Here is a 15,032-nt window from a genome sequence, read left to right as displayed (position 1 = left end):
TCCAGGATTCCTCTACCGGCGAACCCAGGTCCTAACATTAGCTCATTGAGGCCATTGCACAGCGCTTCATCGCAGATTACACAAAGAAGACAACTTCGCGAGAAATGAATGATGGCATTTTGGTCTTTATCACAGATTCCCCTGCGATAAAGACATCCCGTCTCAGGGCGCTTAGTATCGGAACAACGTTGTTCAAGGAATGTGAAGATGACAATCGATTGGGTCTGCAAACACCACAGCGATCTGGGTAAAGAGCAGCTGTATGCCATTTTGCAACTGCGCGCCGAAGTGTTTGTCGTCGAGCAGAAATGCGCTTATCAAGACATCGATGGCCAGGACCTGGAAGGTGACACTTGCCATTTGATGGGCTGGGACGGGGATCGGCTGGTGGCCTACCTGCGATTGCTCGACCCGGAGTTGCAGGGCGGCGATGTGGTGATTGGCCGGGTGATCATTGCACCCCAGGCACGCGGTGCCGGGCTTGGGCATGAGTTGATGAGCCAGGCGTTGAAACAGGCCGAGAAGCACTGGCCCGAGGTGCCGATCTACCTCTCGGCCCAGGCGCATTTGCAGGGGTACTACGGGCGGTACGGGTTTGTGGTGGTGGGTGAGGAATACCTCGAGGATCAGATTCCGCATATCGGGATGCGCCGTTCCTGAGGCCCCTATGAGCGTTCCCACGCTCTGCGTGGGAATGATCGGGGTCGGGAATTCAGGGATATTCAAGCACCGCTTTGATCTGCCGCAGATTACGCTCGATCCACCCCCGATCAATCGCCCCCCACTCGCGAATCCGATAGCGCCCCGCGTGGTTACGTGCGCCCTCTTCCTGCTCGAATTCACAAACGATATCCAGATCCGCCAACGCCGCGATGGTGTCCTGAGCCGTGCGTCGGGGCATGCCGGTCACCTCGGTCAATGCAGGGACGTTACTGGCCAGCCCGCTGTCGATCAGGTACGCCACGTACAATCGGCGGTAGAAGCTGCTCTTGGTCTTGCTCACGTCCATCCATGCACTCCTTGTAGAAGATCTTGGTCTGTCAGTGCATATCCCGCCACGTCAGGTACACCCGCAAATCGAACTCCACCTGGTGATACCCCGGCAACATGTGCTCGCACAGCTTGTAGAACGCCTTGTTGTGATCCGACTCTTTGAAGTGCGCCAGCTCATGCACCACGATCATCTTCAGAAACTGCGGCGCCGCGTCCTTGAACAGCGAGGCGATGCGAATTTCTTTCTTGGCCTTGAGCTTGCCACCCTGCACCCGTGAGATCGCGGTGTGCAGACCGAGCGCGCGGTGAGTCAGGTCCAGGCGGTTGTCGAACAACACCTTGTCGATGGCCGGGGCGTTACGCAGGTATTCCTGCTTGAGGTCCAGGGCATAGGCGTACAGCGCCTTGTCGCTCTGCACCCCGTGTTTTTCCGGATAGCGCTGGCTCAGGTAATCGCCCAGCCGACCTTCGGCGATCAGTTGGCGCACCTGGTCCTGCAACGCGGCAGGATAAGCCTGGAGGTATTTCAACACAGTCATTGGAGCGGCAACACGCATCACGAAAAGGTCGCCAGTGTAGCGAATTCAACTCGTCAGCGCGCCCCAGTCGAACGGCTCGACAAAGTGACCGGTGTCCTCGGCCATCAACGGTCGCGCCACCAGGAAACCCTGCACATACTGGCAACCGTTGGCTTGCAGCCACTCATATTGCGCCACCGTTTCAACCCCTTCGGCGATCACCAGCAGCCCTAACCGGTTGCACAAATCGATGACACTGCGTGCCAGCGCCGCATCCCGCTCGGACCCTGGCAACCGGGCGATCAAATGCCGGTCGAGCTTGAGCGTGTCCAGTTCCAGGTCGCGCAAATGCGCCAGCGAACAAGCCCCGGAGCCGAAGTCATCCAGCGCCACCCGTACCCCCAGATTGCGCAGTAAACGCAGTTGTTTGCGGGTCTCGTCGGGGTTAGACATCAAGGCCTCTTCCGTGACCTCGACTTCCAGCTGCTGCGGCTTCAGGCCATGGCGCTCCAGCACCTGACGCAGCTCGGTGACCAGGTTGGGCAACCCGAATTGGGTGCTGCTCAAGCTGACGCCCAGCACCAGATCTTCGGCAAACAAGGTTTCCCAGGCTTTGCGCTGTTTGGCCCCGCGATGATAAATCCAGCTACCCAGGCGACTGATCAACCGCGCCTCTTCCAGCAACGGCAAAAACAGCCCCGGCGGTACATCGCCGACACTCGGGTGCTGCCAGCGCAACAACGCTTCGAACCCACGGATCTGCCCATTGGCAATCGCCACCTGGGGCTGATACACCAGGTTGAAATCGCGGTTCTCGATGGCCGTGCGCACGCTCTCTTCAAGCATCAGCCGCGAGCGTGCCCGGCCGTTCATTTCGTGATCGTAGAAGCGATATTGCTGACGCCCGGCGCGCTTGGCTTCGTACATGGCAATGTCGGAGGCGCGCATCAGCCCGTCCAGATTAGACCCGCAATCGGGATAAGTGGCGATGCCGATGCTGGCACCCAAGGCGATGTCCATGCCTTCGATCTGCTGACAGATCGACACCCGCTCGATGAGCTTCTCGGCAATCTTTGCCGCCTGCTCGGGGAGCTCAAGATCCAGCAACGCAGTGAACTCATCGCCCCCCATCCGCGCCAGAATATCGAAGGGCCGCAGGCACGCCTTCAACTGCTCGGACACCCAACGCAGCACCCGGTCGCCGGCATCGTGGCCGAGGGAATCATTGACCCGCTTGAAGCCGTCGAGGTCCAGGTACAACAGCACCCAAGTGCTGTCGGAACGTTCGCCGCGCAGCAGCAGGTTTTCAACGGTCTGGTAGAAACCCCGGCGATTGAGCAGCCCGGTCAGCGGGTCGGTCACCGCCTGGAACTCCAACTGCTGATGCAGATGGCGCACCACCGACATGTCCAGCACCGTCACCACCATCGCATGTTGTTCGGCGGGCAAAGGCGCGCAAGACAACGCCACCGGCACTTGCTGGCCGGGCGCGGTACGCAGCAGCGCATCGTGCAAGCGCAGGGTTTCACCGCGTTTGTAACCGGCAAACAACTCGGAATCGGCCCACATCGGAATGTGCGGTTTTTGCAGGAAATCCAGAAACTCCTTGCCTTGCAGGTCGTTCACCGTGGCATTGAGCAAGCGAGACATCGCCGGGTTGGCGAAGCGAATCAGCCCGTCCTCACTCACCACCAGAATGCCTTCGGCGGCGTTATCCAGCACCGAGGCATTGAAGGCCCGGGCGACTTCCAGATCATGGCTCAACCGCTGCAAGGCACGGCGATTACGCTGGTGCTCGAGCAACGCCTGGACTTTGGGCTTGAGAATTTGCGGATCGAACGGCTTGAACAGGTAATCCACCGCGCCACTGGCGTAGCCCTTGATCACGGCGTCCTGGGACTGTTCGTTGGCGGTAAGAAAAATGATTGGTGTAAGGCGGGTTCGCTGGCTGCCGCGCATCAGACGCGCCACTTCAAAACCGTCCATGCCCGGCATCCGCACATCCAGCAGCACCAGGTCGACATCGTGTTCGAGTAACAGGCCAAGGGCTTCAAAACCGGAAGCCGCGGTCATGACCTGCCAATCCTGGCGCTGTAACAACGCGCGCATGCTGATCAGGTTTTCAGGGTAATCATCAACAATTAACAGGATTGAGTTGCCTTCAGCTGGCTTAGATTGTGCGCATTCCATGCTGCATCTCTTTTTCGGGGCCTCAGGCCGGCCTTTTGTTAAAACCGGTCACCTATTGCGACTTCACTCTAGACCCGGATCCCTTAAAGCAGAAGCCGCTCGTATCCCATCACTTCGGTAAAGTTTCATATAGCCGACTAACGGTCAGCCCTGCAGGCCTTATAAACAGGGAAGGATGGCATTTCGACAGGTTGTTGACGCCAATCATCTGCCAGAAGGGCATTAACAAAGAGGCCTTCTACGCTTATAAAGACCCACCCGAAGGCGCGAGCTAGAGCTTCTGGCACGCACGTGCAGTAAAAAAAGTGGAAGCTTGAATTATGATCGATCTCGCAACCTGGAACCTCAGCGTTCCCGTCGGCAGCCCGCCGTACACTGTCGAAACCACCAAGCTGGTGGACGGCTTCAAGGATCAATACTTCCACTCCGACACCGGCACTTTATTTTTCTGGTCCCCGGTCACCGGTTCCAAAACCGAAAACGCGATCTACCCGCGCACCGAACTGCGCGAAACCTACAGCAACGGCACGCTGAAAAACTGGTACTACCCTGACGCGGACAACACCCTGCGTGCCACCCTCTCGGTCAGCCAGGTGCCCAGTTCGGGCAAGATCGTCATTGGCCAGATTCACGCCTATAAGAGCCAGAAGCCCTTGGTGAAGGTCGAGTATCAATACAAAACCTCCACCTCGACCGGCAACATCGTCGCCAAAGTCCGCATGCACCCCGACGACGACACCGCCCGGGTCATCACCATCGCCACCGACGTGAAACTCAATCAGGAATTCTCCTACCTCATCCACCTCAGCCCGGGCGGTGCATTAGGCATCAGTGCAGCGGGGTACCAATGGGACACCGACATCAGCACGATGTGGCGTGATAAGCCGCTGTATTTCAAGGCCGGGGTTTATGTGCAGGACAACACCGGGTACACCACTGAAGGCGGGGAAGTGACGTTCAGCCATCTGGATATCGATCACAATACGTAATCCCAGGACCACTCGGACAGCAGAACAATCCGGGCATCCACAGAACCCGCAGGAATCCACCCATTGTGGCGAGGGGGCTTGCCCCCGTTGGGCTGCGATAGCAGCCCCAAACCCTGCCACCCCATTCCCGCTGGTGCACCGCGCCACCCAGTTTACGGCGGCTACGCCGCCGAACGGGGGCAAGCCCCCTCGCCACAGCCCCACTTAAACGCCAACGTTTAAAGACACTCAGCGTTACTTCATGAGGCCTACAACGGCTTGCGTCACCGCCTACAGGTACGCCAGAATCCGCCGGCTTGTGCGTCTGGGAGGCCATCGGTAACTTGATTCGTGTCACTGATTCGCAGTGATCGGGTTTAGTAGCCCGTGGTTTCGAGCTTGGTGCACAAGCATCTGTCAGTCAGGGATTTCGATTCCTGCGCTTGATGGTAACTGTGCGCAGGGCACCTTCGGGTGCGCCGGCTTGCTCGAAACCCCGGTCTACTAACCTGCGTACAGTTGCCTCCACTTTGATTAGTAGCCAGAGAGGGGCACTCCAATCAGGTTTCGAGCAAATGACTAAATCAACGCCGCATCCGCCGGTCACAGACCCGGCATCCCCCTACGAATCCCCCGATTCAAAGAAATTCCACGAAGCCGCCGAGCGCGCCCTCGACCATTACCTCAACCCGGCCGCCAAAATCATGGCCACCACCCACGAACCCGAGCCCATGTACCTCGCCAATCCGAAGTACAACACCGAAGCCCTGCTGGCCAACGCCAGCGAAACACTCGGCTCGGCCACCCTCATGCTCAATAATTTCGCCGCGCTGCTGGAAACCTCACATCGCAAGACCCTGCTGGGCATTGCCCAAGTGGTCATGCTCGGTGAACTGGCGGTGAATCAGGCGCTGGATCACGTCGAACCGAAGGAGTAATTGCGGCTCGGTTGGTGCAAGGCGAGCAAACTTTCTTCCAATAAAAAACCCGCCTCTCGGCGGGTTTCTTATTCAGCGCAGCTTAACGCTCGGGCTTAGTTAACCTCGATCCCTGTGTCGCCGATGGCCATGGACTTAAATACGACGTAGATAAAATGTTTCGTATACGCTACATTTAGCTATAAATGTTACGGAAGCGGAACATGGATTATTTTCTGTTGATCAGCCGTCTTGGCAACCAAATACGCGAAAAACGTATAAATCGCGGTCTGACGCAAGCACAGCTTGCCGACCTCGCGGGGCTGACACGATACAAAGTCATCGCAGTAGAGAAAGGTACTCTGTCTGTCGGCATGATCGCCTATGCGCGCGTCCTTGGCGCTCTGGATTGTGAGCTTGCTGTCGTTCCAGCTGCTATGCCGACCCTTGAAGAGCTTGGGGATTTATTCGAATGAAGATGTCCTCTCTCAAAGTCAGCACGCCCGAGGGGCGTAGCGGCAGGCTTTTCAGCGATGCCGAAGACTTCACATTCCGTTATCACGAAGATGCATCGCCAGAAATGGCTATCAGCTTGTCGATGCCAGTAAGGCATGACGAGTTTCGTCGGCGCGAACTCCATCCTGTTTTTCAGATGAATCTGCCGGAAGGCTATGTATTGGAGCAACTGCGCAATCGATTGGCCAAGACCGTGAATGTCGATCCGATGCTTTTGCTGGCGCTTTCCGGCAGCACTTCGCCCATTGGCAGGGTGCAAGTGCGGTCTGAAACGGTTGACGCCTTGCTGGAGGAGCAACAATTTCCGGGGGAGAAACTCGAAGAGATTCTGACATGGGACGGCACGGAAGATATCTTCGCTGACATTCTTGATCGCTACATCCTGCGTGCCGGCATTTCCGGCGTTCAACCCAAAGTGTTGGTACCGGAACGCCTGGAAACCGGATTACCACGGGTGACATCGAAAACCTCGGACCTGATTATCAAAAGTGGCCGAGACGAATTTCCCGGTCTGGCAATCAACGAGTTCCTTTGCATGTCCATTGCGAAGGAGGCCGGTATTCCCGTTCCGCCGTTTTACCTTTCCGATAATGCCAAGCTGTTTGTCATGCGTCGCTTTGATCGCGACGACCAGCTCAACCCAATTGGATTTGAAGACATGGCGGTGTTGATGGGGCTATCGGCTAACCAGAAGTACAGCAAAAGTTATGCGGCAATCGCCAAGGCTATTCGCGTGTTCTGCCCGACTAAACATTTACGCACCTCCCTTGATCAACTCTTCGATAGCGTTGCCCTGAGCTGTATTGTCGGGAATGGCGACGCTCATTTGAAAAACTTCGGATTGCTCTATTCCGATCCTACGCAACGCGATGCACGCCTGGCGCCGGCCTACGACATCGTTAACACCACGGCCTATATTCCGGAAGATGTTTTGGCTTTGGATCTGGCGGGCAACAAGTCAATGTTTGCCTCACGGCAAGGACTGCTTGAGTTTGCGCACACCTGTGAGATCGAGCGACCTCAGGAGCGCATTCAGCAATTGCTTGCCTCGGTTGAAGCAGTACTTGAACGCTATCCTGAGTATCGGGAACAGGCGCCTCATGTGGTCAGTGCCATTGAGCAAGCGGCAGCGCCATTTTCTCTGACTTTTGGGTAGTTATTGCGCGCAAAAATCCCTGCCCAGAAAAAACCCGCCTCTCGGCGGGTTCTTCACAAAACGGGTCAAATTCTAAGGTTTAGTTAACCTTAGCGTTCAACTCGCCTTTCAGGTAACGCTGGAACATCGCTTCCAACGAAATCGGCTTGATCTTCGAAGCATTACCGGCAGTACCAAACTGCTCATAACGCGCAATACACACGTCACGCATCGCAGTAACAGTCGCGCCGAAGAATTTACGCGGGTCGAACTCGCTCGGGTTGGTGGCCATCAGGCGACGCATCGCGCCAGTGGACGCCAAACGCAGGTCGGTGTCGATGTTGACCTTGCGCACGCCGTGCTTGATGCCTTCGACGATTTCTTCAACCGGTACGCCGTAGGTTTCTTTGATGTCGCCGCCGTACTGGTTGATGATCGCCAGCCACTCTTGCGGAACCGAAGACGAACCGTGCATCACCAGGTGGGTGTTCGGGATGCGTTTGTGGATTTCCTTGATGCGGTCGATGGCCAGCACGTCGCCGGTAGGTGGCTTGGTGAACTTGTAGGCGCCGTGGCTGGTTCCGATGGCGATGGCCAGGGCGTCGACCTGGGTCTTCTTGACGAAGTCCGCGGCTTCTTCCGGGTCGGTCAGCATTTGGCTGTGATCCAGAACGCCTTCGGCGCCGATGCCGTCTTCTTCACCGGCCATGCCGGTTTCCAGCGAACCCAGGCAGCCCAGCTCGCCTTCCACCGAGACGCCGCAGGCGTGAGCCATGGCCACGGTTTGTTGGGTAACGCGAACGTTGTAGTCGTAGTCGGTCGGGGTCTTGCCGTCTTCGCCCAGGGAACCGTCCATCATCACCGAGCTGAAGCCCAGTTGAATGGAACGCTGGCAGACGTCAGGGCTGGTGCCGTGGTCCTGGTGCATGCACACCGGGATGTGCGGGAACTCTTCGATGGCCGCCAGGATCAGGTGACGCAGGAACGGGGCGCCAGCATATTTGCGAGCACCGGCCGAAGCCTGGACGATCACCGGGGAGTCAGTCTTGTCAGCGGCTTCCATAATGGCGCGCATCTGCTCAAGGTTGTTGACGTTGAAGGCTGGAACGCCGTAGCCGAACTCGGCTGCGTGGTCCAGCATCTGGCGCATGCTGATAAGTGCCATTGTGTGTGTCTCTCCCGGTTGAGGGTCGTTAATCATGCCAGCCTGCCGTAGCGGCGGCGGCTATTCAAGTTATTGCAGATCGGGGGTTGGCCCGGGCTGCGAATTCGGTACAACAACACTCTTGTATCGCTGAAGCCTTGTGGCGAGGGGGCTTGCCCCCGTTCGGCTGCGCAGCAGTCGCAAATCGGACGACGTGGTCTAACTGAAGCACTGCATCCGCTGGCTTCGGGAGTGCTTCGCACTCCAACGGGGGCAAGCCCCCTCGCCACAAAAGCCCGCACCCACATTAGGTCCGTGGCGTGTCAATTACTGCGCTTTACAACCGCGGCCGATCAAATCATTGGTGGCGACCCAGTACACCAGGCCTTCCTCACCTTTTACGTGAAACGCCAGCATGTCGTTGCTGTACAGCGAGCCTTCGGCGCCCGGTTCAAGCTTCAGGCGGTAGACCTGATCGGCGCCGCCCAAACGAACGTCGACTGCCTTGCGGCTCACGTCAGTGTAGCGCCAGAGCACTTTGGCCTGACTGTCGCAGGTCCAGGTGGTCCAGTTGTCCGTTGATTCGGCAGGCTTGAACAGGTCGAAATTCGAACAACCTGCCAGCAATACCAGCGCCGAAACGGCGATAAAACCTTTCATCCATGCTCCTCGACTGACGGCGCATGCCGCCAGCCCTGAGTAAAGAGTCAGACCCGTCAAGGGCAGCCATGTTCCTTGGTCGGGGTCTGTGTCTCGTATTTGTCCAGGCCATCGGGCCCGGACCGCTTGTTGATCACCGGGTTGGTTTCCGCTTGCCAGTCAGCCTGGTAGCAGCCTTTATCCGACGCGGATGGCGCGGGCTCCGGCGTGGCTTTCGGGTTACTCCCGCAAGCCGCCAGCATACCCGCGGCGATCAACAGCATTAATGTCCTGACCATCTGAACACTCCTTTGCCTGGTCAAATGAGCGGCCTCAGGCCTTGGCCCGGCTTTCCAGGACTTCAACGGCCGGCAGCACTTTGCCTTCGACGAATTCGAGGAACGCGCCGCCGCCGGTAGAAATGTAGGAGATTTGCTCGGCAACGCCATATTTATCGATGGCCGCCAGAGTGTCGCCACCGCCGGCAATGGAGAACGCCGAGCTTTCCGCGATGGCCTGGGCCAGCACTTTGGTGCCGTTACCGAACTGGTCGAATTCGAACACGCCCACCGGGCCGTTCCACAGGATGGTCTTGGACGACTTCAGCAGCTCGGCGAAATTCGCCGCGGTCTGTGGGCCGATGTCCAGGATCATGTCGTCTGCAGCCACGTCGGCGATCAGCTTGACAGTCGCGGTCGCGCTTTCAGCGAACTCCTTGGCGACCACCACGTCCACCGGCAATGGCACGCTGACTTTCGCCGCGATTTCACGGGCAGTGTCCAGCAGGTCCGGCTCGTACAGCGATTTGCCAACCGGGTGACCGGCAGCGGCCAGGAAGGTGTTGGCGATGCCGCCACCAACGATCAGCTGGTTGCAGATCTGGCTCAGGCTGTTGAGCACGTCGAGTTTGGTCGACACTTTGGAGCCGGCAACAATGGCGGCCATTGGCTGGGCCGGGGAGCCCAGGGCCTTGCCCAGTGCGTCCAGTTCGGCGGCGAGCAACGGGCCAGCAGCGGCGACTTTGGCGAATTTGGCCACGCCATGGGTCGAGCCCTCGGCACGGTGAGCGGTGCCGAAAGCGTCCATTACGAACACGTCGCACAGGGCGGCGTATTGCTTGGCCAGTTCGTCGGCGTTCTTTTTCTCGCCCTTGTTGAAGCGCACGTTTTCGAACAACACGATGTCGCCGGCTTTCACGTCGACGCCGCCCAGGTAATCGGACACCAGCGGCACTTCACGGCCCAGGGCCTTGCTCAGGTAGTCAGCCACTGGCTTGAGGCTGTTCTCGGCCGAGAACTCGCCTTCGGTCGGACGGCCAAGGTGCGAGCAGACCATCACTGCCGCGCCTTTTTCCAGGGCCAGCTTGATGGTCGGCAGCGAAGCCAGGATACGCGCATCGCTGGTGACAACACCGTCCTTGACTGGGACGTTGAGGTCTTCGCGGATCAGTACGCGCTTACCTTGCAGATCGAGGTCGGTCATCTTCAACACGGTCATGGGTCGCAATTCCTGGGTTACTGTTTTTGAAAGACAGATTGTGGAGTAGTAGCGGCTTGCAAATAGTGCTCTGCAACGTCCAGCATTCGATTGGCAAAACCCCATTCGTTGTCGAACCAGGCCAGGATGTTCACCAGCCGTGGGCCGGAAACGCGGGTCTGACTGGCATCGACGATGGCCGAATGGGGGTCATGATTGAAATCACAACTGGCGTGAGGCAACTCGGTGTAGGCCAGAAGGCCTTTGAGCGGGCCATGGGTGGCGGCCTCGCGCAGGATCCGGTTGACCTCGGTGGCGTCGGTATCGCTTACGGTCTGCATCGTAATATCGAGGCAGGACACGTTAACCGTCGGCACCCGCACGGCTTTGGCCTGAATTCGCCCGGCAAGTTCCGGCAGCAAGCGTTCAATGCCTCGCGCCAGACCAGTGGACACCGGAATCACCGACTGGAACGCCGAACGGGTGCGGCGCAGGTCTTCGTGGTGATAGGCGTCGATCACCGGCTGATCGTTCATCGCCGAGTGGATGGTGGTGATCGACACGTATTCCAGACCAATGGCCTGATCCAGCAGGCGCAACAGCGGCACGCCGCAGTTGGTGGTGCAAGACGCGTTGGACACCAGCAGTTCTTCGCCGGTCAGGCAATCCTGGTTCACGCCGTAGACGATGGTGGCGTCGACATCCGCCTCGCTGGCCATCGGCTGGGAAAACAGCACCCGTGGCGCACCGGCGTCGAGAAAACGCTGGCCATCCTGACGGGTGTGATAAGCGCCGGAGCACTCCAGCACCAGATCGACGCCCAACGACGCCCAATCGATGCCTTCGGGGGTGGCACTGCGCAGGACCTTCACGCAGTCGCCCTTAATATGCAGACAATCGCCCTCAACCCTCACTTCACCGGGAAACCGCCCGTGAGTGGAGTCGAAGCGTGTCAGGTATTCGATGCTGGCCATGTCGGCCAGATCGTTGATCGCGACAATTTCAAACCCAGCCGTCGAGCCTCGCTCAAACAACGCACGCAAGACACAACGACCAATCCGGCCGTAGCCGTTGAGTGCAACTTTGTAAGGACGCGGTTGAGGCATGGGGTTCTCGATAGTCGCGGCAGACGAATTCTTGCTAACAACACAAATCCCTGTAGGAGCTGTCGAGTGAAACGAGGCTGCGATCTTTTAAGATCAAAAGATCGCAGCCTGCGGCAGCTCCTGCACAGGGAACGCGGTGGCCATAAAACCACCGCGGCGTGCCTTAGTCTTCCAGCAGCTCTTCAGCCTGACCCAGGATGTTTTCCAGGGTGAAGCCGAACTCTTCGAACAAGGCCGGCGCAGGCGCCGACTCGCCGTAGGTGGTCATGCCGATCACGCGACCTTCCAGGCCCACGTACTTGTACCAGTAGTCCGCGTGGGCGGCTTCGATGGCAATACGCGCGCTGACCTGCAATGGCAGAACCGATTGCTTGTAGCCGGCGTCCTGGGCTTCGAAGACGCTGGTGCATGGCATCGACACCACACGAACCTTGCGGCCTTGCTCAGTCAGTTTGTCGAAGGCTTGAACGGCCAGGCCGACTTCCGAACCGGTGGCGATCAGGATCAGCTCAGGCTCGCCTGCGCAGTCCTTCAACACGTAACCGCCACGGGCGATCTCTTCGATCTGGATCGCGTTGCGGGTTTGGTGTTGCAGGTTCTGACGGGAGAAGATCAGTGCCGAAGGACCGTCGTCACGCTCCAGGGCGAACTTCCAGGCCACCGCCGATTCAACGGCATCGGCCGGACGCCAGGTGTCGAGGTTCGGCGTGCAGCGCAGGCTGGCCAGTTGCTCGATCGGCTGGTGAGTCGGGCCGTCTTCGCCCAGACCGATAGAGTCGTGGGTGAACACGTAGACGATGCGTTTTTTCATCAGCGCCGACATGCGCACTGCGTTGCGGGCGTATTCCATGAACATCAGGAAGGTCGCGCCGTAAGGCACCAGGCCGCCGTGCAGGGCCACGCCGTTCATGATCGCGCTCATGCCGAACTCGCGAACGCCGTAGTACATGTAGTTGCCGCTGGCGTCTTCGGCGGTGACGCCTTTGCAACCTTTCCACAGGGTCAGGTTGGAGCCGGCCAGGTCAGCCGAACCACCGAGCAGTTCAGGCAGCAGCGGGCCGAAGGCGTTCAGGGCGTTCTGGCTGGCTTTACGGCTGGCGATGGATTCGCCTTTGGCCGCGACTTCAGCGATGTAGGCCTGGGCCTTCTCGGCGAAATCGGTCGGCAGATCACCGCTCAGGCGACGAACCAGTTCATTGGCCAGCTCAGGGAATTCAGCAGAGTAAGCAGCGAAACGCTGGTCCCACTCGGCTTCGGCAGCGCGACCGGCTTCCTTGGCGTCCCACTCGGCATAGATATCAGCCGGAATTTCGAACGGGCCGTGGTTCCACTTCAGCGCTTCACGGGTCAGGGCGATTTCCGCGTCACCCAACGGGGCGCCGTGGCAATCTTCCTTGCCTTGCTTGTTCGGCGAACCGAAGCCGATGGTGGTCTTGCAGCAGATCAGCGTCGGTTGTGCGCTTTTGCGCGCGGTTTCGATCGCGATCTTGATTTCTTCCGGGTCGTGACCGTCGACATTGCGGATCACTTGCCAGTTATAGGATTCGAAACGCTTCGGCGTGTCGTCGGTGAACCAGCCTTCGACTTCGCCGTCGATGGAGATGCCGTTGTCATCGTAGAAGGCGATCAGTTTGCCCAGGCCCAGCGTACCGGCCAGGGAACTGACTTCGTGGGAAATGCCTTCCATCATGCAGCCATCACCCAGGAATACGTAGGTGTGGTGATCGACGACGTTATGGCCAGGACGATTGAACTGCGCCGCCAGGACTTTTTCCGCCAGGGCGAAACCGACTGCGTTGGCCAGGCCTTGGCCCAGTGGGCCGGTGGTGGTTTCAACGCCCGGGGTGTAGCCATATTCCGGGTGACCCGGGGTACGGCTGTGCAACTGGCGGAAGTTTTTCAGGTCATCGATCGACAGGTCGTAGCCGGTCAGGTGCAGCAGCGAGTAGATCAACATCGAGCCGTGACCGTTGGACAGCACGAAGCGGTCACGGTCGGCGAACGATGGATTGCTCGGGTTGTGCTTCAGGTAGTCACGCCAAAGTACTTCGGCGATATCCGCCATACCCATAGGGGCACCGGGATGGCCGCTGTTGGCTTTTTGCACGGCATCCATGCTGAGGGCACGAATGGCGTTGGCGCGCTCACGACGGCTGGGCATCGCTGATCTCCTGCGGATATTGAATCGAGAGTGAATAAAACGAAACGGAAAAAAGGCGAGCATTTTCCCTCACCGACCCGCCTCGGGGCAATGACAGATAGTCATCCGAAGGCGTTTTTCCAACGGATAACGGCGTATTCGACTGATGAAACCTTTCCGCTGTTGGTTTGTGGACTGAAACTAACGTTAAGAAGTGCCATCTATCGACCAATATCAAAACTTTTTGATATTGCTCTTGCGGTGTTTTCTTACCGTCACTAGACTGCTGGCCTTATGAATCTGCGCGTGCCTTCCATTCAACATGACGATTGCGATGAGCTGGCGGCCCTGTGCAAGGCCGGCGGTGATCCTCTGCGGCTGAATGTATTGCGCGCGCTGGCCAACGATTCGTTCGGCGTACTGGAACTGGCGCAGATCTTCGGCATCGGTCAGTCCGGCATGAGTCATCACCTCAAGGTATTGGCCCAGGCCGACCTGGTAGCGACCCGCCGTGAAGGCAATGCGATTTTCTACCGTCGCGCCCTGCCCCACACCGACCTGTTGGGCGGCAAGCTGCATGCCGCGCTGCTCGAAGAAGTGGACAACCTGACCCTGCCGACTGACGTCCAGGCGCGGATCGCTCAGGTCCACGGGCAACGCGAGGCGGCCAGCCAGGACTTTTTCTCACGGGTCGCGGAGAAGTTTCGCGCCCAGCAAGACTTGATCGCCGGCCTGCCGCAATACCGCGAAAGCGTGGTGGCCCTGCTCGACAAGCTGAGTTTCGGCCCCGGCGCCACGGCCATCGAAGTAGGCCCCGGCGATGGTGCCTTTCTGCCGGAGCTGGCGCGTCGCTTCACTCAGGTCACGGCGCTGGACAACAGCCCGGCGATGCTCGAACTGGCCCGCCAGGTCTGCGAACGTGAAACGCTGGCTAACGTCAGCCTGCAATTGGCCGATGCATTGAACGGTGTAAACCTTCAGGCCGACTGCGTTGTATTGAACATGGTGCTGCACCATTTTGCCGCGCCGGCCGAAGCGCTCAAGCACATGGCCGGTTTGCTGCAACCAGGCGGTAGCCTGTTAGTGACAGAGTTATGTAGCCACAACCAGAGTTGGGCCAGGGAGGCCTGCGGTGATCTCTGGTTGGGGTTTGAACAGGACGATCTGGCCCGTTGGGCCACCGCTGCGGGACTCGTTCCCGGGGAAAGCCTCTATGTAGGCTTACGTAATGGTTTCCAGATACAGGTCCGCCATTTTCAGCGACCGGCTGGCGACACTCACCATCGGTAA

The 15,032-nt window shown here is 58.6% G+C and carries 15 protein-coding genes; 6 read left to right on the top strand and 9 right to left on the bottom strand.

Annotation, left to right across the window (positions count from 1 at the left end; all coding sequences use genetic code 11):
* Positions 1-207 precede the first annotated feature (207 nt).
* Positions 208-660 carry a GNAT family N-acetyltransferase gene (locus AC1DQM_RS11470; protein WP_064620871.1) on the top strand — a complete coding sequence of 151 codons (453 nt, stop codon included), beginning with the start codon at positions 208-210 and terminating at the stop codon, positions 658-660.
* Positions 661-712: 52 nt separating this feature from the next.
* On the opposite strand, the gene AC1DQM_RS11465 is transcribed toward AC1DQM_RS11470, so the two are convergent.
* From AC1DQM_RS11465 to AC1DQM_RS11455, 3 genes are read right to left on the bottom strand one after another with little or no spacing between them, the layout of a single operon-like run.
* A complete protein-coding gene (locus AC1DQM_RS11465) occupies positions 713-1,009 on the bottom strand; it encodes a winged helix-turn-helix domain-containing protein (protein WP_007937940.1) in 297 nt (98 codons plus the stop codon).
* Between the two features lie 31 nt (positions 1,010-1,040).
* Entirely contained in the window at positions 1,041-1,532 is a 492-nt protein-coding gene (locus tag AC1DQM_RS11460; RefSeq protein WP_007937938.1) for a M48 metallopeptidase family protein, read from the bottom strand.
* A gap of 45 nt (positions 1,533-1,577) precedes the next feature.
* Positions 1,578-3,701 carry a putative bifunctional diguanylate cyclase/phosphodiesterase gene (locus AC1DQM_RS11455; RefSeq protein ID WP_477746195.1) on the bottom strand — a complete coding sequence of 708 codons (2,124 nt, stop codon included), beginning with the start codon at positions 3,699-3,701 and terminating at the stop codon, positions 1,578-1,580.
* A 320-nt stretch (positions 3,702-4,021) separates the two neighbouring features.
* Here AC1DQM_RS11455 and AC1DQM_RS11450 point away from each other — a divergent pair, with 320 nt between their 5' ends.
* From AC1DQM_RS11450 to AC1DQM_RS11435, 4 genes are all read left to right on the top strand, one after another.
* Entirely contained in the window at positions 4,022-4,690 is a 669-nt protein-coding gene (locus tag AC1DQM_RS11450; RefSeq protein WP_477746194.1) for a polysaccharide lyase family 7 protein, read from the top strand.
* A gap of 554 nt (positions 4,691-5,244) precedes the next feature.
* Positions 5,245-5,607 carry a DUF6124 family protein gene (locus AC1DQM_RS11445; RefSeq protein WP_019650259.1) on the top strand — a complete coding sequence of 121 codons (363 nt, stop codon included), beginning with the start codon at positions 5,245-5,247 and terminating at the stop codon, positions 5,605-5,607.
* A 203-nt stretch (positions 5,608-5,810) separates the two neighbouring features.
* Entirely contained in the window at positions 5,811-6,062 is a 252-nt protein-coding gene (locus AC1DQM_RS11440; RefSeq protein ID WP_064620880.1) for a helix-turn-helix domain-containing protein, read from the top strand.
* Complete coding sequence (locus AC1DQM_RS11435) at positions 6,059-7,258, top strand: type II toxin-antitoxin system HipA family toxin (RefSeq protein ID WP_477746193.1); 1,200 nt, start codon at positions 6,059-6,061, stop codon at positions 7,256-7,258. The genes AC1DQM_RS11440 and AC1DQM_RS11435 overlap by 4 nt, the downstream gene beginning before the upstream one ends.
* Before the next feature lie 79 nt (positions 7,259-7,337).
* On the opposite strand, the gene fba is transcribed toward AC1DQM_RS11435, so the two are convergent.
* The 6 genes from fba to tkt all read right to left on the bottom strand — a co-directional run bounded on the left by fba (position 7,338) and on the right by tkt (position 13,763).
* On the bottom strand, positions 7,338-8,402 hold the full coding sequence (fba, locus tag AC1DQM_RS11430; RefSeq protein ID WP_064620888.1) for a class II fructose-bisphosphate aldolase: 1,065 nt from the start codon (positions 8,400-8,402) through the stop codon (positions 7,338-7,340).
* A 306-nt stretch (positions 8,403-8,708) separates the two neighbouring features.
* Entirely contained in the window at positions 8,709-9,041 is a 333-nt protein-coding gene (locus tag AC1DQM_RS11425) for an MliC family protein (protein ID WP_019650258.1), read from the bottom strand.
* Between the two features lie 56 nt (positions 9,042-9,097).
* A complete protein-coding gene (locus AC1DQM_RS11420; RefSeq protein WP_064620894.1) occupies positions 9,098-9,319 on the bottom strand; it encodes a hypothetical protein in 222 nt (73 codons plus the stop codon).
* A gap of 34 nt (positions 9,320-9,353) precedes the next feature.
* Positions 9,354-10,517 carry a phosphoglycerate kinase gene (locus tag AC1DQM_RS11415; RefSeq protein ID WP_007937921.1) on the bottom strand — a complete coding sequence of 388 codons (1,164 nt, stop codon included), beginning with the start codon at positions 10,515-10,517 and terminating at the stop codon, positions 9,354-9,356.
* A 17-nt stretch (positions 10,518-10,534) separates the two neighbouring features.
* Entirely contained in the window at positions 10,535-11,602 is a 1,068-nt protein-coding gene (gene epd, locus AC1DQM_RS11410; RefSeq protein ID WP_477746192.1) for an erythrose-4-phosphate dehydrogenase, read from the bottom strand.
* Positions 11,603-11,765: 163 nt separating this feature from the next.
* Positions 11,766-13,763: a transketolase gene (gene tkt / locus AC1DQM_RS11405; RefSeq protein WP_477746191.1), complete on the bottom strand. Its 1,998-nt coding sequence runs from the start codon at positions 13,761-13,763 to the stop codon at positions 11,766-11,768.
* Positions 13,764-14,036: 273 nt separating this feature from the next.
* On the opposite strand from tkt, the gene AC1DQM_RS11400 reads away from it, so the two are divergent.
* Positions 14,037-15,032, top strand: coding sequence for an ArsR/SmtB family transcription factor (locus AC1DQM_RS11400; RefSeq protein ID WP_111452956.1), 996 nt, complete (start codon positions 14,037-14,039; stop codon positions 15,030-15,032).

The sequence above is a fragment of the Pseudomonas sp. 01L34 genome, assembly GCF_056400265.1.
Note: the sequence above shows the minus strand (reverse complement) of the source record. Positions and strands in the feature narration are given on the sequence as shown.